Source organism: Ruegeria sp. AM4, assembly GCF_056540665.1.
In genome coordinates, this window is the sequence record NZ_JBQFXD010000003.1 from 21,695 (window position 1) to 44,991 (window position 23,297).

Sequence of the window (23,297 nt, forward strand, 5' to 3'; positions counted from 1 at the left end):
TTGGGGTGGGGGAGAGGTCAGGCGAAGGACACGCCGTTCTCGCTCATCGGGAGTTCCGACACCCGAAGATCCAACTGCGCAATCGCGTTGGCCAGCGCGGGTGCGGATGGTGGCGTTCCCGGTTCACCGATCCCGGTTGGCGCTTCGGCTGAGGGCACGATATGCGTCTCGATCGCCTTGATGTCCGAGATGCGCAAGGGTTCGTAGTCCGGGAAGTTGGACTGTTCCACCGTACCGCCGTCCAGAGTGATCTGATCGCGCATGGCGTGACCGATCCCATAGCCGATGCCGCCTTCGATCTGGGCCTTGATCACGTCCGGGTTCACCGCAATCCCGCAATCAACAGCGGCGGTGACCTTTTCGATCTGAATGCCGCCTTCCGGATCGCCGGAAATCTCGACCACCTCTGCAACGTAGGAGTTGAAGGATTTGTGCACGGCGATGCCCTGCACATTGCCCGCAGACGGGTTGCCCCAGTTGCCCTTTTCGGCGGCAAGTTTCAGAACGGCAGCCTTGCGCTGCTGTTCCTTTTCGTCGCCAAGATAGGACAGACGGAAGTCGACCGGATCGATGCCTGCGGCCTTGGCGGCCATATCCATCATGACCTCCATGACATAGGCGGTGTGCGTGTGCCCAACCGATCGCCACCACAGGACAGAGGTGGCCTTCGCCGTGTCCGTCAGGCCAACAGACATGCCGGGGATGGCATAGGGGTTTTCGGTGACACCTTCGACCGTGGTATGATCGATGCCATCCTTGACAACCATCGACTCGAACGCGGTGCCCTTCATGATCGACTGTCCGGCAACCTGGTGCTCCCAACCAACGATGGCGCCATCGCTGTTCAACCCCACGCGGACCTTGTGACCCGCTGCCGGGCGATAATACCCGCCACGGATGTCATCCTCGCGGTCCCAGACCAGTTTCACCGGACGAGAGCGGTCGGTCAGGACAAAGGCCAGCGCAGCCTCGACCTGATAGTCCGCGTCAGGGGTTGCACGGCGCCCGAATGAGCCTCCGGCCAGCAGGGTCTTGATGTGGATTTTCTCGGGCGGAAGCTCGAAAATCTGCTGATAGGCCATATGCGGACCGGTGGGCATTTGTGCGCCATCGTGAAGGACGATATCGCCCTCTGCGGTTTGCTCGATGGTACAGTTCAACGGTTCCATCGGGGCGTGGGCCAGTAGCGGGAAGTAGAAGGTCTTTTCAATGATCGTATCGGCACCATCCACTGCCGCGGTCACCGCGGCCTGGTCAGCCTTGTTCACATTGTAGACCGGATCGGCCGCGAGCGCCGCCATGATCTCGTCCCGGATTTCCTGAGACGAACGGGTTTCGGCGGCAGACAGATCCCACTCGACCTCCAGCGCCTCGCGGGCCTGCATCGCAGCCCAGGTGTTTTCGGCATAGACCGCCACGCCGTGTTTGGTTGGCAATGTCTGGGCCATGATAAAGCCCTTAACTTCTTTTGCGGCACTATCGTCAAAACCTGCGACCGTACCACCGCGTTGCGGTGTGCGCCGGACCATCACTACCATCTGATTGTCCAGATGCACATCCATGGCGAACTTTGCGGTACCGTTCACCTTGACCGGGCTGTCCTTGCGGCGTGTAGCGGGGTTGCCGATGATCTTCCACTCGGACGGATCACGCAGTCGCGGCGTTTCGCTTGGGGCGATTTCTGCGGCTGCGGCAACGAACTCACCCAGAGGCGCGGACTGGCCGGACCCGGTGATCATCCCTTCCTGAATGTCCAGTGTTGCGGCATCGACACCCCATGCATCCGCAGCGGCTTTGATCAACATCTCGCGTGCCGTGGCTCCGGCAGAACGGTACTGAAGCCACGAGTTCGCAATAGCGGTCGAACCCCCGGTCCCCTGGAAGGGTCCCAGGAACATATTGTTATAGACGCTCGGGTCAGACGGGGCGAATTCATAGCCGATCTGGTCCATCGTGACGCCCAGTTCTTCAGCAATCAGCGAGGTCAGGCCGGTTGCGGGCCCTTGACCCTTTTCAAAGTGCTTCACGATGGCGATGACGTTGCCATTGCTGTCGATCTTGACGAACGGGTTCAGCATTGCGTCGGCCTTGTCGGCCGCCGCCATAGCACCGCGCGCATTGGCACCAACATACAGGACCGCGCTGGCTGCGGCTGCGGTTTTCAGGAAACCGCGACGGGAAAGAGTGGTTGTCATGGGTCTCAGGCCTCCAGTATCTCGGCTGCGCGCAGAACACCGGCGCGGATACGCTGGTAGGTGGCGCAGCGGCAGGCGTTGCCATACATGTATTCGTCGACGTCGTCGGCGGTCGGAGTGGCGTTCTCGCGCAACAAACCGACGGCATTCATGATCTGACCGGACTGGCAATAGCCACACTGGACCACGTCCAGTTCAAGCCAGGCCTGCTGAACGGCTGCGCCGATCTTGTCCTGGTCCATAACCTCGATGGTTGTCACCTCGGCGTCTTCGACATCTTCGATATAGGTCTGGCAGGACCGGACCGGTTCGCCGTTCACATGCACGGTGCAGGCCCCGCACGAAGCGACACCGCAGCCGAATTTCGTACCGGTCAGCTTCAGTTCATCCCGGATCACCCACAGCAGGGGTGTGCCGGGTTCTGCCTCGACATTATGGGTCTGACCGTTCAGTTTGAGTGGAATTGCCATGGCGGTAGGGGCTCCCTTTGGCTAGTGGTTATTTGGATTTCTCGAATTCCGCGAAGGCGTCTGCATAATCCGGATGCCAGCGCGATAGGGCAGGGCGGTTTTCCACGATGTCGCCCAGCGCCCATGCGACGCGACGCTTGTCTCGTTCATGTGTCACGTCGTTGTCCGGGCAGAGGATGTAGAAATCACCCTGCGACATATGGGTAATCAGGTGATCGACCGTCTGTTCCGAGGTCCAGGCCGCAGCCGGCTTTTCGGCAATGTGGCGCGCGATCATGCCGGTATAGGTAAAGCCCGGCACGAACAGATGGGCCGAGATCGGCACTTCGGCCTGACGCAGATCATGGGCCAGTGCTTCGGTCAGCACTTTGACCCCGGCTTTGGACACGTTGTAGGCGGGGTTGCCGGGTGGCGTTGTGATACCCTGCTTCGAGCCGGTGTTGATCACTACGGCAGGGCGTGCGGCTTCGACCATCCGGGGCAGAAACGCCTGCACGCCGTTCAGCACGCCAAACAGATTCACCTCTATGGTCTGGCGCCAGGCTTTGGGGCTCCCCCAACTGCTGCTGGGTTTGCCAATACCGGCGTTGTTCATAAGAACCGCCACGTCACCCGCCGCAAAGGCAGCGTCGGCTAGAGCCTGAATTGCGGCCGCGTCACTGACATCGGTTGGCTTGGTGAAAACTTGTGCGCCGTTCTGCGCAAGCGTCTGAACGCGGCTTTGAGCATTGTCCAAATCATCGCCCGGAAGGTCGGCAATCAGGACGCTGAGACCAGCTTGCGCGAACCGCTCAGCCGCCGCAAGACCGACGCCACTGGCACCGCCTGTCACAACGGCAAGACCACCGGTTTCAATCGCTTGATCGTACATGTCATTACCTCCCTCCTAGGAAACTAGAGCCCCAGATTTTGCTTCAAGGCCCCGATGAAGGTTGCATCGTCTTGTGCTTTGCGGGCATCGAGCAGGGCGTCGGCATCTGCCCCGGCCCGGTACCGCAGCGTGGGTGTGCCATCGGTTACGGCCTGCCAGATCACCTCGGCAACGACGGAGGGCTCGGAAGCGTCCTGCGCTTGTGACCACGCGCCAAAGAGGGCCTGCACGACGGGCTGGTACTCGGTCATGCTTTCGTCGTTGACCATGTCGAAGGACCGGCCACCGAAATCGGTTCGGATCATGCCCGGCTCGACAATCTTAACTTTGATACCCGCCGCTTCGAGTTCGAAATGCAGAGCCTCGGAAATGCCTTCTACGGCGAATTTGGTGCCGTGATACAAAGTGCCCAAGGGAAATGTCATCTGGCCGCCGATCGAAGAAATGTTGACGATCGTACCGCTGCCCCGATGCCGCATATGGGGCAAAACGGCCTTGGTCGTTTCCAGCAAGCCGATGACATTGGTGTCAAACTGGCGGCGAATGCGGTCCATCGGGAACGCCTCGAGCGGGCCATAGGCCCCGTATCCCGCGTTGTTCAACAGAGCGTCGATGGCTCCAAATGCTTCGATCCCCGCAGATACGGCCGACTGGATCGAGTCTGGGTCTGTGACATCCAGACGGGTGACCAGTATGTTGTCTGTGCCGATCATATCCTGTTCTTTGTCGGGGCTGCGCATCGTTGCGACAACATTCCAGCCCCTTTCGGCGAACAGTTTCGCCGTTTCTTTACCAATGCCCGATGATGCGCCGGTGATCAGAATTGTCTGTGCCATGGGTAAGCCTTTTGCTGCCGTTGCGCTAAAGGTAGCGCCTTGGACGGCAAACGCGCTGCCTTATCCTCCGAATGATCTGCCTATTCCTCCGGCGGGCCGGTGTCGGGACTTCACCCGGCAGGCAATGCGGCTATATTTCCATGGAGGAGGAGCGCGCACGATGGTGTCAAAAAATCTGGTTGAGGATGTCTTTGATCTTGTGAAAACCAAGAATGCGCTGGGCGTCGGGTGTGAAACCGGTGTCGATGGGCTCTATGCGTTTGGGACGTTTGAGACCACGGAATGCGCCGCCGGTTTTTACGAACCGATCATGTGTCTGGTCCTGCAAGGCGCGAAAGAGGCCTATATAGGCGGACGGGTTGTTCGATACAGCGGTGGCGATACATTGATCGTCAGTCATGCGGTGCCCGCCGAGGCGGCGATCAAGCAGGCAAGTCCCGAGGAACCCTATGTCGCACTGGCGCTGAAGCTGGATTTGGCATTGGCCCGCAGCCTTTATGATGAAATCGGCGATGTCGGCGAACCTGACAACAATACGCATACCTTGGCTTCCGCCGCGTCCGAGGAGGCGCTGATTGACGCCGTAACACGGCTGTTTCGACTGTCGCAGGACCCGGTTGAGGCGCGGGCCTTGGCCCCCCTGGTTCTGAAGGAAATTCACTTTCGTCTGCTACGGGCCCGCCACGGCGGCATGTTGCGCCAGCTGTTACGTCATGAAAGCCCGGCAAGTCGGATATCCAAAACGATCGCTTTCATTCGCGACAACTACCGAGCGAGCATTCCAGTGACCGATCTTGCGGCAGAATCCGGGATGAGCCTGTCTGCCTTTCACGAACATTTCAAATCGGTGACGTCGACATCGCCGTTGCAGTACCAAAAAGAGCTGCGACTGCTCGAGGCGCGCCGCCTGTTGGTGTCCGGAAATGTCTCGGTCGCGTCGGTTGCTTATGATGTGGGCTATGAAAGCCCGACGCAGTTCAGCCGTGAATATTCGCGCAAATTCGGCTTGTCCCCAAGCGATCAGAAATCCAGCACAACTCTGTTGGCTGGATAGGACGGTCGCCAGAGGTGGCCGCGCGGTTGCCAAAGATCGCGCTAGCGGCGCGCCGTTGATTCAGTTCTCGGGTTGAAACCTGTGGCAGAGGATGGTCTTCAGGGTCCATCGATCTCAGAAGAACCATCCACAGCGGCCGAGTGAATTGAGATGAAATACCACAACAAACCCTATGACCGGCTGAGGGTCGGTGACACCGCCGAATTGACCCGGATCTGCACCGAAGATGATTTTTATGTCTTCGCCAACAACTCGGGCAATCATAATCCTCTGCATCTGGCGACCGAGGACGGGGATGGGGACGGTATCGTCGAAGCCGTCGCGCCTGCTTTGTTTATCGGCGCGCTTGTCTCGGCGGTGTTGGGCAATATCCTTCCAGGCGCAGGCACGCTCTACAAATCCCAGAACTTCGAGTTCGGCGAGCGTGCCCATGCCGGTGACGAACTGGTTTCCAAGGTCACGGTGACCGAGAAACGAGCCAAGCGCGAGGTCGCCTTTGATACGATTGTGACCCGCAAATCGGACGGGGCCGTGATCGTTCAGGGTAAGGCCGTCGTGATCGCGCCGGAAAAAGAGATGGCCTTTGACGAGATCGACCTTCCGGGCCTGGTCGTTCAGCGTCATCGACATTTCGACGCTTTGCTGGAAAAATCGCGTCCCTTGTCTGCGATGCCAACAGCCGTTGTCGCACCCGAGGAGCCCAACTCGCTGGGCGGTGCCCTTTTGGCGGCGCGTGAGACAATCATCGCTCCTGTTCTGGTCGGCGACCCTGACAAGATCAAAGCCGCAGCGAACGGCATCGGAGCTTCGTTGCAAGGGGTCGAGATCATTCCGGCCAGAACGCATTTCGCGGCAGCAAGCATAGCGGTTGATCTCGTGGCTGACGGGCGCGTGAATGCCCTGATGAAAGGGCATTTGCATACGGATGAGCTGCTTCGCGCAGCTCTGCGACGCGACCGGGGATTGCGGGCGGGTCGACGCTTTACCCATGTATTTGTGATGGATATCCCCGGGCAACCCTCTCCGCTGTTGGTAACCGACGCAGCGATCAATATCGAACCGGATCTGGCGACCAAAATCGATATCACCCAAAACGCGATCGACCTGGCCCTGTCGATCGGGCTGGACCAACCCAAAGCTGGGATATTGTCGGCGGTCGAAACCGTAAATCCTGCGATCAAGTCTTCGGTCGATGCCGCGCTTCTGTCAAAAATGGCCGAACGAGGTCAGATCAAAGGTGGTCTGGTCGATGGTCCGCTGGCGATGGACAACGCGGTCAGTCTGGCTGCCGCGCGCACCAAAGGCATCGTGTCCGAGGTCGCCGGGCAGGCCAACATACTGGTGGTGCCAAATCTGGATGCGGGCAACATGGTGGCCAAGCAATTGACGTTCATCGCCCACGCCGAAGCCGCTGGTGTCGTTCTTGGGGCAAAAGTGCCTATCATCCTGACCAGCCGTGCCGACGACGACAAAGCGCGGCTGGCCTCTTGCGCCGTGGCTGCGTTGCATCAGGCACGCAGGGCCGGAGGTTCGGCATGAGCCATGTCATCACGTTGAATGCGGGCTCGTCGTCGCTGAAATTCGGATTGTTTCAGCTCGGCCCGGGCGATCCGGTTTCGCTTTGCTCGGGTCTTGTGGATCGGATTGGCACGCCGACCGCGCAAATCAAGGCCCAGGCCGCCGACGGCAGGCAGGTTGTCGATGGTGCATCAGAGCCAATTGGCGACCAGTCCGAGGCGCTTGAACGGGTGCTGAACATGCTCGTGGCGAAGTTCCCCGGCATGCGTGTTTCGGCCGTCGGGCATCGCATCGTGCATGGCGGGCCTGATATTGATGGGCCGCTGCCTCTGACGAAAGACACGCTTGCCGCGCTGGAAAAGCTCTCTCCTTTTGCGCCTTTGCATCAGCCGCACAACATTTCCGGCGTACGCGCGGCGATGGCACGTTTCCCGGACGCCGCTCAAATCGCCTGTTTTGATACCGCCTTTCACCGTCGCCACCCTTGGGTAAATGATGTGTTTGCGTTGCCGCGCGGCTATTACGACAAGGGCGTGCGCCGCTATGGCTTTCACGGGGTCAGCTATGACTACATCTCGGGTCATCTGGCCGAGACTGCCCCTTTGATTCATGCAGGTCGCGTGGTTGTCGCCCATCTGGGCAATGGTGCGTCCATGTGCGCCATGGTGGATGGGCGGTCGGTTGGTTCGACCATGGGATTCTCGGCCCTGGATGGCCTGCCGATGGGCACGCGCTGTGGCCAGCTGGACCCGGGCGTTCTGCTATACCTTATGGATCAGGAAGGCATGAGCGCCGATGAAATCGCCGACCTGCTTTACAACAAATCGGGATTGCTGGGTCTTTCGGGCATGACCAACGACATGCGTACGTTGGAACAGGCAGACACAAGCGAATCCCGTCAGGCGATCAGCTACTACACCTTCCGGATACGACGCGAGCTTGGGGCCCTGACCGCAGTTCTGGGTGGGTTGGATGCTGTTGTCTTTACCGGAGGGATTGGCGAAAACTCGCGGCTGATCCGTGACCGCGTGTGTGGGGATATGGGGTGGTTCGGGATCGAACTGGACCCCGACGCCAATGCCGACAACAACCGTATCATCTCAACCAACCTGTCCCGCGTGTCTGTCATGGTCATCCCCACCAACGAAGAGCTGGTCATCGCACGGGCCGCCGCAGACCATCTATCGGCGCAAACGTGTCAGCAATCTGCAAAGGCCGATTGATCAATGAGCGCGGGTGGTGGCGGTCCCTGAAGGATTCGAACCCTCGACCGATCGCTTAGAAGGCGATTGCTCTATCCAGCTGAGCTAAGGGACCGTTCACCAACCCATACCTGCCGATTCCCAAGAAATAAACCCTTTACGTTATCTTTGGCATCCACACTCCAAAACGCGCGGGCAACGCAGAGCAAAGTGCTATTAATCAGAGGCTTGCAGGTGCCGGGCGGGCGGCTGTCTTTATTCTCAACCGACGAGGTTATGGGCAAAGTACGTTCCATCCGCCAAAAGTCTGGAAACAGCCCCTCTGAGATCGTTTGGGTAGCGAACGCGAGACTTGAGAATGAAACCCGGATGGCAAAGCGTTCAATCTCGACACGACCGCGCTCACCTTCTGCAGGTATCGTCTGTTGCAATATTTCATATCGCTTCTAGAGCAATCTGACCCTAACACCCTTACATCTCATTTTTGCAACAATGGGCGATCGACCGCGATTACCAGGTTGGTCATTGGCGTTTGGAGAGTGGATGATGCGGCCATGACGCCGGCTATGAAACTCTGTTTTGTCTCACGAAAATGGCCACCTGCAATGGGTGGGATGGAGACATATTCCAAAAGATTGACGGACGAGTTGGCGGACGTAACCGACTTGAATCGCATCGTGTTGGAAGGCCACAGTGATGGGTCCGTCCCCAATGTGTTGGAACTGATCGGGTTTGGGTTTTCAGCGGCGTTTCGGTTGGTTTTTTATCAGGGCTCGTTTGACGTTGTTCATGTCGCGGATATGGCAAGTTGGCCCTTGGCTTTGCTGGCACAGCTTCGCTATCCGCGCTGCCGCGTGATACTTTCAGCGCATGGAACAGATGTGTCCTATCCGCGCCGAGGTGGTGTTAAGGGCAGGGTCTACGGGGCTTACCTTAGACTTGGCGCGCGGCTTCTTCCAAGAGTTGAGGTCATCGCAAATTCTAAGGCTACGGAAAGCTGTACGCAAAGCTATGGATATCGGAATTCCGCGGTGGTTCCGCTTGCGGCCGAGGTTGATCGACCGGAACGAGCCCCTCGGCCAGCAAGTTCACTGCTATTTGCCGGGCGACTGGTTCCGCGAAAGGGCTGCGCCTGGTTCATCCGCCAGGTGTTGCCGAAGCTGCCCGAACATATCACCCTGGACGTTGCTGGGACGGTCTGGGATGCGGACGAGTCCGAGGCTCTGAAGTCCTGCAGGGTTAGGTATCTGGGCGTTCTTGATCAGAAATCGCTCTGGCAGGCCTACGCCGACGCGCTTTGCGTGATTGTGCCGAATATCGACCTTGAGAGCGGAGAGTTCGAGGGCTTCGGACTTGTCGCCACCGAAGCTGCGGCCGCAGGGGGTGTCGTTCTGGCCGCGCGGCATGCCGGATTACAAGAGGCTGTTTTGGACGGGCGCACCGGATTCCTGCTCCCGACCGGTGAGCCGGATGCGTGGGTCAAGAAGGTCATCAATATTTCAGAATGGTCAGGGTCGCAACGTCAGGACTTTGTAGATCGCGCACAATCTTGTTGCGCCTACGAATTCTCATGGGAACGGGTCGCGCGAGATACATTGGCCATCTACGACCCAAGTCACGCTGAAGCTTATAGCAAAGAGATCGTCGAATGACGCGCCCAAGGTCTGAGACAGGCTCCGGATACTTTCCGGCGATTTTGAACCGGCTCAGTTCCACATTTGAAAAACTGCGGTCTCGACGTCTCCGTCCCTGGCTGCGTGCTGGTGGGCTGTTGGTGCTGGTTGGTGGGGCGATCTGGTCATACAGCACCTTGGGGCTGCACTTGTCAGAGCTTTCCGGCTGGCTTCTGGTCTTGAATTTGTTGGTCCTTTCACCACTGCTGCTTGTGGTCGCAGGCATCACGCTGATGGTGACGGCCAAGGTGATGAATCTGGAAATCTCGCTGTCGGCATCGGTCCAAACCTCGGCGATGGCAAACGTCGCCGAGTTATTGCCCTTACCCGGAGGTGCGATCGTGCGCGGCGCAGCGCTTGTGCAGGCAGGCGCCGGTGTCAAGGACAGCGCGGGGATTGTTACACTGACCGCGATGCTGACACTCTCGATGACACTTGCATTTTCGGCGATGGCGTGCGGCTACCTTGGTGTCGGTTTGGGTTGGTGGTTTGCAGCCCTTGGTGTGATCTGCATGATCATTGTGCTGTGTCTGGTCGCCCGCAGAACGGGGCCACGGATGCTGGTTGCGCTGGTCGTCATAAGATTGGTGACGCTTGGATTGAGCACGTTTAGGTTGGCCGTCAGTTTTGCAACAATCGGCGTCGCCGCGCCCTTTAGCCAAGCGGCTGTATATGTGATTGCGACATCGCTTGGTTCGGCCGTGGCGATCGTACCCGCAGGATTTGGTGTGAACGAACTCATTGCCGCTGCCCTTGCTACCCTTATTTCCGGCTCACCTGCGGCCGCTTTTCTGGCCGTGGCGTTGAACCGTGCTTTGGGGCTGATCGCTGGGGCGATGATGACATTTGCGGTTTCGATGTTTCGAAGCGCGCAAAATTGACGAAACATCCGGTATTCATCGCTTCTCGCAGCCGCCTAGGGGCACGGTTCCTGCGTGGCAGGCGAAGACCAAGATCCGCACCGTATCTGACGGACCAGGTTCAGGTGCATTTATGTCTCAGAATTTGCAACAATAGCGTCGGCGCGGCCTCATTGCAGCCGTAATCCACTCTTATTCCGTCCTTAAGTGAGCGTATGCAGATTGGCCCTATGAAACTCGTAATTCAGATCCCTTGCTATAACGAAGAAGAGACATTGCCAGAGACGCTCGACGCGTTACCGCGTGATGTGCCCGGGTTTGACAGCGTCGAGTGGCTGATCATCGATGATGGTTCGACCGACAACACCGTTGAAGTCGCACGCAAACTTGGGGTGGAGCACATCGTACAGCAGTCTCACAATCAGGGGTTGGCGGCTGCGTTTATGGCTGGTCTTGATGCTGCTCTCAGGGTGGGTGCGGACGTCATCGTCAATACGGATGGCGATAACCAATATGATGCATCCTGCATCCCCGATCTCACGGCACCCATTCTTGCGCGCGAGGCCCAGATTGTTGTTGGTGCGCGGCCGATCTCTACGATTGCGCATTTTTCCCCGACCAAACGCCTGCTTCAAAAACTCGGAAGCTGGGTGGTCCGCAAAGCCAGTGGGGCTGCAATTCAGGACGCGCCCAGCGGTTTTCGCGCAATCCACCGCGACGCTGCGATCCAGCTATACGTTTTTGATCGCTACACCTATACGCTCGAGACGGTGATTCAGGCCGGGCGCCTTGGGATCCCTTTGGTTTCGGTCCCGGTTGAGGTCAACGATCCGACGCGTGAATCGCGTCTCATGCGTTCCAGTGCGCAATACATCCTGCGCTCGACCAAAACTATTTTGCGCATCGCAGTGCTCTATAAACCTTTGCGCTTTTTCTCCTGGCTGTCCGTCGTAATCATGCTGCCTGGTCTCGCCACGTTTTTGAGATTTCTCTATTTCTACGCCGTAGGGGAGGGGACCGGGCATGTACAGTCGCTTGTTATCGGTGCTGCATTTATTGCCGCCGGTGTGGTGACGTTCACTGCCGGACTGCTAGCGGATCTGATCGCGGCGAACAGAATGTTGTCGGCAGATATTCGTAGCCGCCTGTTCAAGGCCGAGCTGGAACGGAGCAGTCACCGGTGACGAATACGCTTGGTCGGCAAACGCTCTATGTTCTGATCGGGTGCAGCCTGTTGCTGATCCTGCTTGGAGTGTTGGCGTCCGATGGGTTCTTCATCTTGGACGAGTTCATCTATTTCTCCGCGGCTCAATCGTTCCACGATACTCGAGGTTTTGCGATCGCCAATGGTTTTGAACAGTTCGGGTCTGAAGATCTTCGGTTGTGGCTGCTGGTCGATGGCCCCTCGGGTCTGGTGTCGCAATACCCAGTGGGGGCCACGTTAGCGGGCGCAATGTTGCTTGGTGTTTTTGGGCAAAAAACCCTGATCGCGCTGAATGTGGTCGCCGCGATTGGCACTTTGATTTTTACCTATGCGCTTGCCCGTCGATTGTTCCCGGGAAGATTCGTGGGTGAGCTTGCGGTTGCGCTTCTGACCTTCTGCACATTCTGGACCGAATATGTCGTTGGGCATTGGCCGCATTCGATCAGCATGCTGAGTGTTACCGCGGCGATCTTTTTCTTTGTCACCGCGTTGGATCGGGAAAAGTCCGCAAGTTTACCGGCTCTTGCTGCTGGTGCTGCGATCGGATTGGGCGTCATGTTCCGTTTGGAAGGTGTGCTCGCCCTTCCTGCCATTGCAATCCTGACAATCATCTATGCCAGAGCCCCGGTTAAGGTTCTTGTATCGGGTTTGGTTGGGCTCGCACCCTTTGCGGCCGCTATCGTGTGGTCAAACTTTGCCCGTTTTGGCAGCCTGAATCCGCTTTCCTATGGTTCGACAGGCGGCGGAACCGACCTGACCAGCTATTGGATGCTCGGTGTTTGCATGCTGCTGGCGCTAGCGGGTCTGGTAACGCTTCGCATCAAGGGCAGCGTCCGATTGATGCCGCTCTGGTTCATCGGCGGCGCTGCATTCGCCGTCCTATGCGTGATCCTGTCGCCTCAACTGTCAGCATTCGCCGTGAAGTTGGCCAAGGGGTTTCACTCTCTCATAATCGATGCCACGGCATTGTCCGATCCACGCAGTGGCGTTCAATCCGGTCCGGACGGCACACTATCCTTCTGGGGACTGCCCAAGAAAGCACTGGGTCAGAGCTTGCCATGGTTGGGCTGTCTGGCATTGCTTTTTGGCCTGCAATGGCAGCGACAGCGGCGCAGCGTCGTGATCGCACTGACGATTTGCCTGATTTGGTCATTGCCGTTCTTGATGCGCAGTTGGCATGGTGGCCTGGGCCTGAACATGCGTTATTTTCTGCCGCTTCTGCCTTTGTTGGCGTCACTGTGCGCCTTTCTTGTCGCGCATCACGCCGGGCGAATTGGCTACCGCACACTTGTTGCCGGTGTCGCAATGGGGTTGGTCTTTTCCGCAATGTGGCAAGCGAGCTTGTCGACCAGCGTTGCTGAGTTTCACCAGATAACGACGGTACGGGTGTTGATGTTCGTCGCTTTCGCTTCGCTGGTGGCCGGGTTTTTCCCTCATCGCTCATCCTCGGGCCTGGCGCTGGCGGCGATTGGCTTCGGCACGGGCGTCGCGATGCTGCTGGCCTTTCAAGATTGGACAATCTCGCAGAGCCGCCGCGCGGTAATGGCTTCTTTGTCGGAAAACACGAGATCCTTGGAGGGAAGCTTCGTATTCTATGGGGTGCCCGAAGCTCATTCCTATGCGCTGAGAAACCCAGATCACCTGATCGCCTTGCCCGACCGTATTTCCGATGAGGTCGATGCAAATTTGATAGCGTCGGCCTGCGCGACCGGATTTCGGGTTTTGATACCGTCCGGTGTAACGCTGTCAAATCCAGGCCTGAGTCTTTTGCAGACCAAACCGAAGAACCAACAGAACGACATCATTGCCGGATATGCCGAAGCAGATTGTGCTTCGACATTACCTGAAGCTTTCGAAGACGCGCCGGACTCAGGGTCCTAGGCCTACCCGATAGAACCGGAAACGCCTTGGTACCTTTCCTTGCTCTCCGGCGCGCAGCTGCGCAAAGTGGTGCTAGAACAATTGCAAATCCTTTGCGCCGCTTTGGATTTCGGCAAGGTTCGGCATGTTCTGAACGATAACCGGCGCTGGTTTGACGCCGGGCATTGCCACTGTCGGTTTTGCCGAAACCGCTTTGCCAAAGGCTGGTCGCTCCAGTTCGCCCCTGATATCGCGCAGCAGTGTTTTATGATCGGGCATCGTCTTGAGTATCTGCGCAAGGTCCACCTTTGCGCCTTTCCACCACTGGAACCAGATCGGTTTCTTCAGCGGTCGAATGCGATCGCGAATGCCGGTGCCATAGCCGGTGTCATAGACCTGCTTGCCCAATAGAACCGTTTGATAAACACGGAAGTTGAACAGGGTCGCGAACTCGATATCGTGCTCCATTGGCAGGCGGTGCTGCCACAGTTCAAGGTTTTCGGCGAGCCGATCCGGTATCTTCATTTCGGTGCGCGCGTCGATCCAGTATTGATCGTCAGTGCGGTTGCCCAACCGATAGTGCAGACAGATGAAATCCAGAACCTCATCATAAAGCTTGTTCATCTGCCGATTGTATCTGTCGCGCAGCGCGGGCTCGATGTCGCACGTGGGCAGATGTTCGGCGAACCAACGGATCGCATGGTCGATCATATGGATTGCGGTACTTTCAAGCGGTTCGATAAATCCGCCGGACAGGCCGATCGCCACGCAGTTCTTGACCCAGGCGTTGCGCACGCGCCCGATGCGCATCGGGATCACGCGCGGGGTCATTCCCTTACCGCTATCGCCCAGCCATTCAAGGTACTCGTCTGCCGCCTGATCATCCGTACGATGCGCGGACGAGTACACATAGCCAGTGCCCACACGGTTGTAGAGCGGCACCCGCCATGTCCAACCGGCACCAAGCGCGGTCGAGCGTGTGACGCTTTCGATTTTCTCAGGGTCGGGATGCTCGATCTGCAATGCCATTGCGCGGTCGTTGGGCAGGTAGTCCGAGTAATCCATAAACGGCTCGCCAAGCGCCTTGTTGATGATCAACCCGCGGAAACCGGTGCAGTCTATGACCATCTCAATGTCGTGACGGCCTTTGCTTTCCAGCATCAGATGGCTGACATTGCCCTGTTCGTTCAGTTCGACCGATTGCACTTCGTCCTGAATATGCTCGACGCCGCGTTTGGTGCAGACCTTGGTCAGCATGCCCGCGAATTTCACGGCATCCAGATGATAGGCATAGCCAAATCGTTGCTCGAACTCGGGCTGGCCGAGCTGCCGCGCACCTTTGCACAGACGGGCCAGATCGTCATGCGGCGCGATGGATTGCGTAAAATCCCGGTCTCCGTTGCCGAAACGCAAGAAGTATTCAGCGGCCTCCAACCCTTCGAGCAGCTGACCATGCGCAAAGGGGTTCACGTAATCGATACGGTTGCCTTTGGCGTCCTTGTTCCAGTTGCAGAATTTCACCCCAAGTTTGAACGACGCGTTTGTTTCGCGGAAAAAATCGCGCTCTGAGATGCCCGCTTGTCTCAGCGTGACGGGCATACGCGGTACGGTGGCCTCGCCCACACCCACGGTCGAGATATTGGGGCTTTCGATCAGGCAGATGCGTGGGCGATCCTTGGAGGCCGAAGTGCGGGAAAACACCATCTCGAGGATCAGCGCGGTCATCCAACCCGCCGTTCCGCCGCCTACGATGGTGATTTTGCGCAAGCGATTGTTCATATTTTTCTGTCCCTGTTTGCTTAAGGGAATGTGCAGCTGCTGTCCCATTTTTTTGGTTATTGGGATCGATTGCAGCTTTCCCTTTTGGCTAGGGGGAAACTATAGCAGCTTTCCCGCACCTCGCTAGGGCCTTCGGCGACTTGGGAGGTCGGCTGTGGATTGGCCGCGTCAGATTTGTCGGTCACGGTATTCGCTGCAATGTCGTGGCCGGATTGGTCGTATCCGGCAAGGGGGTGCCGACCTTTCTGTGACACGCCGCTTCCACCTCATCCGGCTGGGTTTGTGACATTCGTTAACCTTTCAGCAACATTTTTGTGAACGCTGCATTTCGGTCTCTTTTCTGCCCATTTTTTCGTTGATAAACAGGTCACGTTAAAGGTGGGATGTTTAACAGTGCGGGCGAAAGAGATGAGAACCGGTGAAAGCGGTCGTGTAGCAGTATACTGGACCCAAACCGAACTGGATGGGCTTGAATCGGCCCCGTTGGCCGATCTGTCTGTTGGTGCGTCTTGGTCCTGGCGGGGGCCGGTTTCGAACCTCGCCACGGCAGGTCAAATGGGTCTGGCGTATCTGCCAAACGAAAGCACGGGCCTGACGGTTTCCGGCGGCGCTGCATTTCAGCCCATCGAGGGCACTGTGACCGTGTATGCAACGATTGAGTTGTCAAATGGTGCGCAAAGCTTTGTCGCCGATCTGGTGCGGATCAAGGGTGATGACCGCGCGGTGTTGATCTTCGAGCATGGATGCCCCGCGCGCGAGCAGGAATTCTGGGTCAACTCGGTGATATTGGCTGCGGTTTCGGCGGGCTATCCGCAAGCGGATGAAACCGTTGTTTCCTTTCCCGGTCGTGGACGCAAACCCGACGCCGTGGATGTCCAACAGGATCAGGTCGCGGGCATCGCGGCCGAGTAGGTCTGCTGGCGGACCAACCCCAGCCCTCAAACATTCTATTTCCGGTCGATTGGCGTGTTGACTCCGGCGCGCACGCGGCTATAAGCGCGGCTTCATTGGTGTTGGTGGCCCTCGCAAGGGGATGCCTGTCATGGGGGGAACCTCAAGAGGACAACGCCCTTCATAGTGGCCAGATATGGCCTCGACCTAACGAAGGAGATCAGCCGTGACCAAACGCACGTCTGCCAAGTACAAAATCGACCGCCGGATGGGCGAAAACATCTGGGGTCGTCCGAAATCCCCGGTCAACCGTCGTGAATACGGCCCCGGCCAGCACGGCCAGCGCCGCAAGGGCAAGCTGTCGGACTTCGGTCTGCAGCTGCGCGCCAAGCAGAAGCTGAAAGGCTACTACGGCGACCTGACCGAGAAGCAGTTCCGCCGCATCTACGCCGAAGCCGTGCGTGTGAACGGCGACACAGGTGAGAACCTGATCGGTCTGCTGGAGCGTCGTCTGGACGCCGTCGTCTACCGCGCCAAATTTGTTGCAACCGTCTTTGCCGCACGTCAATTCGTGAACCACGGCCACGTCAAAGTGAACGGCAAGCGGGTCAACATCCCGTCCTACCGTGTCAAAGAAGGCGACGTGATCGAAGTGCGTGACAAGTCCAAGCAACTGGCTGTTGTTCTGGAAGCTGCTGCGCTGGCCGAGCGTGATGTGCCTGACTACATCGATGCGGATCACTCGAAAATGACCGCGACCTTCGTGCGCGCACCGGGCCTGGGCGATGTGCCGTACCCGGTTGTCATGGAGCCGAACCTGGTCGTCGAATTCTACGCGAAGAACTGATCTTCGCAGACCACCGAATACAAAAGGCCGCGCATTCTGCGCGGTCTTTTTTTGTTCGGATGGCGCGCTGCCCCATCGCGGCAGGCCGCGACCCTACCCCCAGATATTTCTTGGCCAGATGCAGAAAGATCAGAGGGGCAGTGGCCGACCTTCGGCGATAGCCTCCATGGCAAAGTACGAGGTGACCGAATCCAGTTCGACCTTTTCGATCAGGCGCTGATAGACCCTGTCGTATGAGGCCATATCCTGGGTCACCACCTTCAATTGATAATCATAGTCGCCGCCGATCCGATGGAAGTCCACGACCTCGGGGATGGTCAGCACATGGCTGCGAAACGCCTGTAGCCATTCGGCTGAATGGTGGCGGGTGCGCAGCATGACAAAGACCACAAGGCTGAGCCCCAATTTTTCCCGCGCGATCCGCGCCGTCGAGCCCAACAGAACGCCGTTGTCATTGAGCGCTTTCAGACGTCGCCAGCAGGCATTCTGGGACAGCCCGACCCGATCCGCCAACTCGCGTTGGGACAGGGTGGCGTCTGTCTGAAGCTCCTTCAGGATGCGTGTGTCAATTTGATCTAATTTTTGGTCCATATCTGATCATATGACACAAAAAACGAAGTTTACAGGCAAAGAATGGTGAAGTTTTTGGATCCAAGATCAATCACATTGGTTCTGTAAGAAGGAGCCCATGTTATGACCTTGTCCAGATTTCGCGCAGACCTGATGGCCGCCGCTCATGATAGTGAACTGCGTGATGGATTGATCGGTGAAAATGTCCTGATCCCTAGTCTGCATGGGGACGTGCCGCTGGTCTATGCGGATTACGTCGCTTCGGGCCGCGCTCTGCGGCAGGTTGAGGACTATGTGGCCCAGCATGTGCTGCCGTTCTATGCCAACAGCCACACCGAAGCTTCTTACTGTGGGTCGTACATGACACGTTTGCGCCGCGAAGCGCGAGCAGAAATAGCCCGTATTGTTGGTGCGAGGGGAGAAGACACGGTGATTTTCACCGGGTCCGGCGCCACTGCGGGGCTCAACCGGTTGGTCAGTCTGATGGGAGTGAACGAGGCTGACCAGCCGGTTGTATTGATCGGCCCGTATGAGCACCATTCCAATATTCTGCCCTGGCGTGAAAGCAAGGCGACGGTCATTGAAATCCCGGAAGGCAAAGGGGGTGGGCCGGATCTGGTCGCGCTTGAGGATGCTTTGATCGCCAACGCGGCAGCGGATTTGGTGATCGGTTCGTTCTCGGCCGCGTCAAACGTGACCGGAATCATCACCGACTCTGATCCGGTTACCAAATTGCTCAAGGCGCACGGGGCTTTGGCTGTTTGGGATTATGCCGGTGGCGGTCCATATCTGCCGATTGACATGGGCCCGGAAGATGCGCGCAAGGATGCGGTCGTCGTGTCCCCGCACAAGTTCCCCGGTGGTCCGGGCGCGTCGGGCGTTTTGATCGTCAATGGTGCCGTTGTGCAGCGTACCTGCCCCAGTTGGCCCGGTGGTGGCACCGTTAGTTTCGTGTCGCCCTGGCGTCACGACTACAGTGAAGATCTGGCAACGCGTGAAGAAGCCGGAACGCCGAACGTCATCGGCGACATCCGCGCGGCGCTGGCCTTTATCGTCAAGGATGTCGTGGGCACCGACGAAATCGCGCGCCGTGAGGTTAAGTACAACCAGATGGCGCTGAAGGGTTGGAAAGACAATCCGCATCTGACCTTGCTCGGCGTTGAGTCCGCGCATCGCTTGCCGATCTTTTCGTTCCTTGTTCGTGACAATGCGGGCGACCCCGTTCATCAGCAACTGTTTACCCGGATGCTCAGCGATATCTACGGCATTCAGGCGCGGGGCGGGTGTGCCTGTGCCGGGCCTTACGCACATCGCCTGTTGGGAATTGACCGCGAAACCTCGGAAGGGCTGCATGCGGATCTTATGGCCGGGGAAGAGATGAAGAAACCGGGTTGGGTCCGGTTGAACTTTTCGTATCTGATGAGTGAGCAGACAGTGCAGTTCATCATCGACAGTGTGAACGACCTGTCCTGCAGAACCGAGGAGTTTGCACCCTTCTACAACGCGGATCCGGCAACGGCGCGTTTCAAGGCGGCCTGACGGAATTGCCGCTTTTCTCAAGACGCTGAGACAGATATGAGAGGCTCCAATCAACGGAGCCTCTCATGACCAAAATCACCCCGCAACCCGGTATCATGGACATCGCGCTGTATCAGGGCGGACAGTCGCATGTGGCAGGGGTCGCGCATGTGATCAAACTAAGCTCTAACGAGAACCCCTTTGGTCCAAGCCCAAAGGCGATTGAGGCTGTCCGCAACAGCGCAGCCAATCTGCATCGCTATCCCAGCACCGATCACGCCAGCTTGCGTTCGGTGATCGGAGAAAAACACGGGCTCGATCCGGCGCGGATCATCTGCGGGGTCGGCAGCGACGAGGTACTGCAATTTGTGGCGCAAGCTTATGCCGGGCCGGGGGATGAGGTCATCCATACTGAGCATGGATTTTCCATGTATCCCATCATCGCACGCATGGCGGGGGCGACACCTGTCATGGTGCCTGAAAGGGACCGGCACGTAGATGTCGATGCGATCCTTGCTGCTGTCACGTCACAAACCCGGATCGTTTTTGTCACCAACCCGGGCAACCCAACCTCGACAATGATCTCGGACGCGGAATTGGCACGTCTGGCCCAAAGTCTTCCGGGCAATTGCCTGCTGGTGATCGATGGTGCCTATGCCGAATTTGTCGAACGGTTCGACGGCGGTGCCGGACTGGCCGACCGTTTTCCGAACGTCATCATGACGCGAACCTTTTCAAAGGTTTATGGTCTGGGCGGAATGCGCGTCGGCTGGGGATATGCCGCGCAGGATATCATCGACGTGCTGAACCGTGTGCGCCAACCCTTCAACCTATCGCTGACGGCTCTGGCTGCGGCTGAGGCGGCGGCGCAGGACGAGGAATATCTGAGCTACTGCCAGGCAGAAAACGCCCGCCTGCGCGTTTGGCTGGCAGATGAGCTGGCAAGGATCGGTGTGCCATCGGATCCGTCCTGCACAAATTTCATCCTCGCTCGCTTTGCTGACAGGGCCGAAGCCGAGGCTTGCGATGACTATCTGAAAACGCAGGGTTTGATTGTGCGCCGCGTTGCGGGCTACAACCTGCCGAACGCCTTGCGGATCACCGTGGGCGATGAGGAAGCCTGCCGCCGTGTCGTCGCGGCGATCACCGCATTCAAAGGGGGCGCGGCATGAGCCAAATTTACGACCGTGTGGCGCTGATCGGGCTGGGTCTGATTGCATCGTCGATGTTCTGGGCGATCAAGCGAGCCGGACTGGCGGGTGAGGTCACGGGCTATGCCCGATCCGAAGCCACCCGGGATACAGCCCGCCGGATCGGGCTGTGCGACCGGGTTTGCGATACCGCGCGAGAGGCCGTCGAGGGTGCCGATCTGGTTGTACTCTGCGTTCCTGTCGGGGCGATGGGGCCTGTGGCGAAAGATATCGCGCCAGTGCTGAAACCGGGCGCGACGGTTTCCGATGTGGGCTCGGTCAAGCGCCATGTGATCAAAGATGTCGGCCCGCAAATTCCCGAGGGTGTACATTTCATTCCGGCGCACCCCTTGGCAGGAACCGAGCATTCCGGCCCCGAGGCTGGCTTTGCGGAACTGTTCGACAATCGCTGGTGCCTGCTGGTTCCGGTCGAAGGAACTGACCCGGATGCCATCGCGCAACTACGTAGGCTGTGGGAGGGGTTGGGGTCAAATGTCGATGAGATGGACGCGGATCACCACGATCTGGTTCTGGCCGTCACGTCGCATGCGCCGCACCTGATCGCATACACGATGGTGGGGGTGGCTGACGACCTACGCCGGGTGACCGATACCGAAGTGATCAAGTATTCCGCAGCCGGTTTCAGGGATTTCACGCGCATCGCGGCGTCGGACCCTACGATGTGGCGTGACGTGTTTCTGACCAACAAAGACGCGACGCTGGAAATACTGGGCCGCTTCACCGAAGAGCTATTTGCCCTGCAACGGGCAATCCGAACAGGTGACGGCGAGCAACTTTTCGACTATTTCACGCGCACGCGTGCAATCCGGCGCGGGATTATCGACGCCGGGCAGGACACGGATGCGCCGGATTTTGGACGAGGAAAGGCATAGACATGAGGGGCAGTCGAGGCGCAATCGTGGTTCTTGGTCTCAGCTTGTTGACCCTGCCCGCGCTGGCCGCCTCGCCCGAGACCTCATTGTTTCCGGTCCCCAGACCCGTCGTAACTGCCAGTGTCATTACAGCTTCGGCAACCGTCCCGGCGCCTGCGGTGATCGTCAAACTGCGCCCACAAGTGCGCCCCGCTTCGCCGCAAGAGGTTGCCGTGGCGGCGCGCCCGCTTGACCTGCCTTTGTTGGGGCCGGATGTTTCGCTGAAACCGAATTTGCGGCCCAAGACGCTCGAGCAGGAGGTTCTGTTCAAAAAGCGCAAGCTGCGCAAGGGGTCGGTCTGCGGAGATATCGCGATCCAGGGCAAGCCAGTGGGCAAAGTCACCAGCAAGGTGAAAGCCTGCGGCGTAAGTGACGCTGTACAGATTACGTCTGTGTCTGGTGTCGTACTCAGCCGACCGGCGACCATGGATTGCGGCACCGCTATCGCGCTGAACAAATGGGTCGACAAAGCGGTCAAGCCAACCTTCAAACGGCGGGGGCCGGTTGTCGAGTTGCAGGTCGCCGCGCATTATGCCTGCCGCACCCGCAACAACCGCAAGGGCGCGCGCATTTCCGAACACGGTAAGGGCCGCGCGATCGACATATCCGCCTTCAAAATGGCGGATGGTGAGGTTGTGACGGTTCTGAGCGGGTGGCGTAAGAACCCCTCGCAGAAGCAGTTGAAAAAGATCTGGCGCGGGGCGTGTGGACCATTTGGTACGGTTCTAGGGCCGAATTCCGACCGCTATCACCGCGATCATTTCCATTTGGATACAGCCCGCCATCGCAGCGGGCCCTACTGCCGCTAACGCAGGATCAACCGGGGCGCAGGACCCAGCGGCAGCGGACCCAGCGCAACGTAGCCGTCGCGAAAATTCAATTGCAGGTCCAGCGCCTTTGGGTTGCCACCCAAGCCGGCCAGAAAATTCAATGCGCGCGTCACCGGATCAACCGCCTGATCGGGCAGGGCGCCTGCCGCATTTGCCATGGCGATCATGTCGCGCCAGTTTTCGGCTTTGATTGCGATCTCTCCGCTTGGAATGCCTTGCGCGTCAACGTCCAGCCCGCCCGCTGCAAACAGGCGCAACTCACCCCATTTCATTTCGGCCAGATTCAGATCGATCTTGGCCGGTTGCGGCCTGCGTTGTTCCAGCGCGGTCCGATCCCAGGGTTTGTCGAACGCAACCGTCATGTCCAGTTCCAGCGTCTCGAACGCTTGTGGCAGGGTGGTGGCAGAGCGCATCAGGGCTCGCAGATCGTCACCGGGGGTAAACCCGTCAATTCGGGCTGAGATGTTGTAGACCTCGGGCAGGGCGGTCTGCTCCATGATCATGCCCAAGTTTTTGCCGCCTGCTTGCGCAACGCCATCCTCGGCCACGGACCAGGGGCCAGCGGTCAGCGCCATTTTCTCAAGCACCAGCGCGACGCCCGGTTGCAATTGCAGCTCGGCCTGCATCTGGTTTGCCTGAATCGTCGCGGTCTGGTCGAAGTAAGACAGGCGCTGCGGCGTATCTGCAAAGCGCAGAACCTGTCGGCCGGGCCAGATCGCCGGGCTTTCAAACTCGATCCAGTCGGCGCTCCAGGCGGTGCCGTTGATTGGGTCGGCCAGCGCCGGGTTCATCAAACGCGTCACGTGGTGGGTCGGGTACCCGGCGGTTTCGACCTCTGAAAAGTCGGCCTGCCAGCCCAGTTCCTGCTGCTTGTCGAACCAACTGGTCAGCGCTGTGCGCAGACCGTAACCGGCAACAAACCAGTATGCGCTCCAGGCGACAGCAACAAAAATCAGTACTCGTATCAGTCGGCGCATGAGGAATGGCCCTTTTTCCT

20 protein-coding genes and 1 tRNA gene are annotated in these 23,297 nt (G+C 58.4%); 13 read left to right on the forward strand and 8 right to left on the reverse strand.

Going from position 1 to position 23,297, the window contains the following annotated elements:
- Positions 1-17: 17 nt before the first annotated feature.
- Genes ACR0JA_RS07885 through ACR0JA_RS07900 form a run of 4 tightly spaced genes read right to left on the reverse strand, consistent with a single transcriptional unit; the run spans position 18 to position 4,372 of the window.
- Positions 18-2,195 carry a xanthine dehydrogenase family protein molybdopterin-binding subunit gene (locus ACR0JA_RS07885; protein WP_480572492.1) on the reverse strand — a complete coding sequence of 726 codons (2,178 nt, stop codon included), beginning with the start codon at positions 2,193-2,195 and terminating at the stop codon, positions 18-20.
- A gap of 5 nt (positions 2,196-2,200) precedes the next feature.
- Positions 2,201-2,665: a (2Fe-2S)-binding protein gene (locus ACR0JA_RS07890; RefSeq protein ID WP_480572495.1), complete on the reverse strand. Its 465-nt coding sequence runs from the start codon at positions 2,663-2,665 to the stop codon at positions 2,201-2,203.
- A 28-nt stretch (positions 2,666-2,693) separates the two neighbouring features.
- Complete coding sequence (locus tag ACR0JA_RS07895; protein WP_480572498.1) at positions 2,694-3,536, reverse strand: SDR family NAD(P)-dependent oxidoreductase; 843 nt, start codon at positions 3,534-3,536, stop codon at positions 2,694-2,696.
- Positions 3,537-3,559: 23 nt separating this feature from the next.
- The gene (locus ACR0JA_RS07900; RefSeq protein WP_480572501.1) at positions 3,560-4,372 is read right to left on the reverse strand and encodes an SDR family oxidoreductase; all 813 of its coding nucleotides are present in this window, start codon (positions 4,370-4,372) and stop codon (positions 3,560-3,562) included.
- A gap of 160 nt (positions 4,373-4,532) precedes the next feature.
- Here ACR0JA_RS07900 and ACR0JA_RS07905 point away from each other — a divergent pair, with 160 nt between their 5' ends.
- The 3 genes from ACR0JA_RS07905 to ACR0JA_RS07915 all read left to right on the forward strand — a co-directional run bounded on the left by ACR0JA_RS07905 (position 4,533) and on the right by ACR0JA_RS07915 (position 8,167).
- Positions 4,533-5,426 (forward strand): AraC family transcriptional regulator, encoded by an 894-nt coding sequence (locus tag ACR0JA_RS07905; RefSeq protein WP_480572504.1) that lies wholly within the window; start codon positions 4,533-4,535, stop codon positions 5,424-5,426.
- 150 nt (positions 5,427-5,576) lie between these two features.
- Positions 5,577-6,965: a bifunctional enoyl-CoA hydratase/phosphate acetyltransferase gene (locus ACR0JA_RS07910; RefSeq protein ID WP_480572507.1), complete on the forward strand. Its 1,389-nt coding sequence runs from the start codon at positions 5,577-5,579 to the stop codon at positions 6,963-6,965.
- Positions 6,962-8,167 (forward strand): acetate/propionate family kinase, encoded by a 1,206-nt coding sequence (locus ACR0JA_RS07915; RefSeq protein WP_480572510.1) that lies wholly within the window; start codon positions 6,962-6,964, stop codon positions 8,165-8,167. Before ACR0JA_RS07910 ends, ACR0JA_RS07915 begins: the two co-directional genes overlap by 4 nt.
- Positions 8,168-8,184: 17 nt before the next feature.
- Here ACR0JA_RS07915 and ACR0JA_RS07920 read toward each other — a convergent pair.
- Positions 8,185-8,261, reverse strand: a tRNA-Arg gene (locus ACR0JA_RS07920).
- Positions 8,262-8,700: 439 nt separating this feature from the next.
- Between ACR0JA_RS07920 and ACR0JA_RS07925 the strand changes: the two genes are divergently transcribed.
- From ACR0JA_RS07925 to ACR0JA_RS07940, 4 genes are all read left to right on the forward strand, one after another.
- Positions 8,701-9,798: a glycosyltransferase family 4 protein gene (locus tag ACR0JA_RS07925; RefSeq protein ID WP_480572513.1), complete on the forward strand. Its 1,098-nt coding sequence runs from the start codon at positions 8,701-8,703 to the stop codon at positions 9,796-9,798.
- Positions 9,795-10,700, forward strand: coding sequence for a hypothetical protein (locus ACR0JA_RS07930; RefSeq protein WP_480572515.1), 906 nt, complete (start codon positions 9,795-9,797; stop codon positions 10,698-10,700). Before ACR0JA_RS07925 ends, ACR0JA_RS07930 begins: the two co-directional genes overlap by 4 nt.
- Before the next feature lie 209 nt (positions 10,701-10,909).
- Entirely contained in the window at positions 10,910-11,863 is a 954-nt protein-coding gene (locus ACR0JA_RS07935) for a glycosyltransferase family 2 protein (protein WP_480572518.1), read from the forward strand.
- Positions 11,860-13,764, forward strand: a complete 1,905-nt coding sequence (locus tag ACR0JA_RS07940; RefSeq protein ID WP_480572521.1) for a hypothetical protein — start codon at positions 11,860-11,862, stop codon at positions 13,762-13,764. The genes ACR0JA_RS07935 and ACR0JA_RS07940 overlap by 4 nt, the downstream gene beginning before the upstream one ends.
- A 72-nt stretch (positions 13,765-13,836) precedes the next feature.
- On the opposite strand, the gene ACR0JA_RS07945 is transcribed toward ACR0JA_RS07940, so the two are convergent.
- Positions 13,837-15,522 carry a tryptophan halogenase family protein gene (locus ACR0JA_RS07945; RefSeq protein WP_480572524.1) on the reverse strand — a complete coding sequence of 562 codons (1,686 nt, stop codon included), beginning with the start codon at positions 15,520-15,522 and terminating at the stop codon, positions 13,837-13,839.
- Between the two features lie 408 nt (positions 15,523-15,930).
- Between ACR0JA_RS07945 and ACR0JA_RS07950 the strand changes: the two genes are divergently transcribed.
- Together ACR0JA_RS07950 and rpsD are read left to right on the forward strand one after the other, a co-directional pair.
- Positions 15,931-16,434 (forward strand): hypothetical protein, encoded by a 504-nt coding sequence (locus tag ACR0JA_RS07950; protein ID WP_480572527.1) that lies wholly within the window; start codon positions 15,931-15,933, stop codon positions 16,432-16,434.
- Positions 16,435-16,639: 205 nt separating this feature from the next.
- Positions 16,640-17,260 carry a 30S ribosomal protein S4 gene (gene rpsD, locus ACR0JA_RS07955; protein WP_058275494.1) on the forward strand — a complete coding sequence of 207 codons (621 nt, stop codon included), beginning with the start codon at positions 16,640-16,642 and terminating at the stop codon, positions 17,258-17,260.
- A gap of 129 nt (positions 17,261-17,389) precedes the next feature.
- Here rpsD and ACR0JA_RS07960 read toward each other — a convergent pair whose 3' ends face one another.
- Positions 17,390-17,851 (reverse strand): Lrp/AsnC family transcriptional regulator, encoded by a 462-nt coding sequence (locus tag ACR0JA_RS07960; RefSeq protein WP_480572530.1) that lies wholly within the window; start codon positions 17,849-17,851, stop codon positions 17,390-17,392.
- 102 nt (positions 17,852-17,953) lie between these two features.
- On the opposite strand from ACR0JA_RS07960, the gene ACR0JA_RS07965 reads away from it, so the two are divergent.
- From ACR0JA_RS07965 to ACR0JA_RS07980, 4 genes are all read left to right on the forward strand, one after another.
- A complete protein-coding gene (locus ACR0JA_RS07965; protein ID WP_480572533.1) occupies positions 17,954-19,369 on the forward strand; it encodes an aminotransferase class V-fold PLP-dependent enzyme in 1,416 nt (471 codons plus the stop codon).
- Between the two features lie 65 nt (positions 19,370-19,434).
- Complete coding sequence (hisC, locus tag ACR0JA_RS07970; protein WP_480572536.1) at positions 19,435-20,520, forward strand: histidinol-phosphate transaminase; 1,086 nt, start codon at positions 19,435-19,437, stop codon at positions 20,518-20,520.
- On the forward strand, positions 20,517-21,431 hold the full coding sequence (locus ACR0JA_RS07975) for a prephenate/arogenate dehydrogenase family protein (RefSeq protein ID WP_480572539.1): 915 nt from the start codon (positions 20,517-20,519) through the stop codon (positions 21,429-21,431). The genes hisC and ACR0JA_RS07975 overlap by 4 nt, the downstream gene beginning before the upstream one ends.
- 2 nt (positions 21,432-21,433) lie before the next feature.
- Positions 21,434-22,279, forward strand: coding sequence for an extensin-like domain-containing protein (locus ACR0JA_RS07980; RefSeq protein WP_480572542.1), 846 nt, complete (start codon positions 21,434-21,436; stop codon positions 22,277-22,279).
- On the opposite strand, the gene ACR0JA_RS07985 is transcribed toward ACR0JA_RS07980, so the two are convergent.
- Positions 22,276-23,277, reverse strand: coding sequence for a DUF2125 domain-containing protein (locus ACR0JA_RS07985; protein WP_480572545.1), 1,002 nt, complete (start codon positions 23,275-23,277; stop codon positions 22,276-22,278). The genes ACR0JA_RS07980 and ACR0JA_RS07985 overlap by 4 nt on opposite strands.
- Positions 23,278-23,297: the final 20 nt, after the last annotated feature.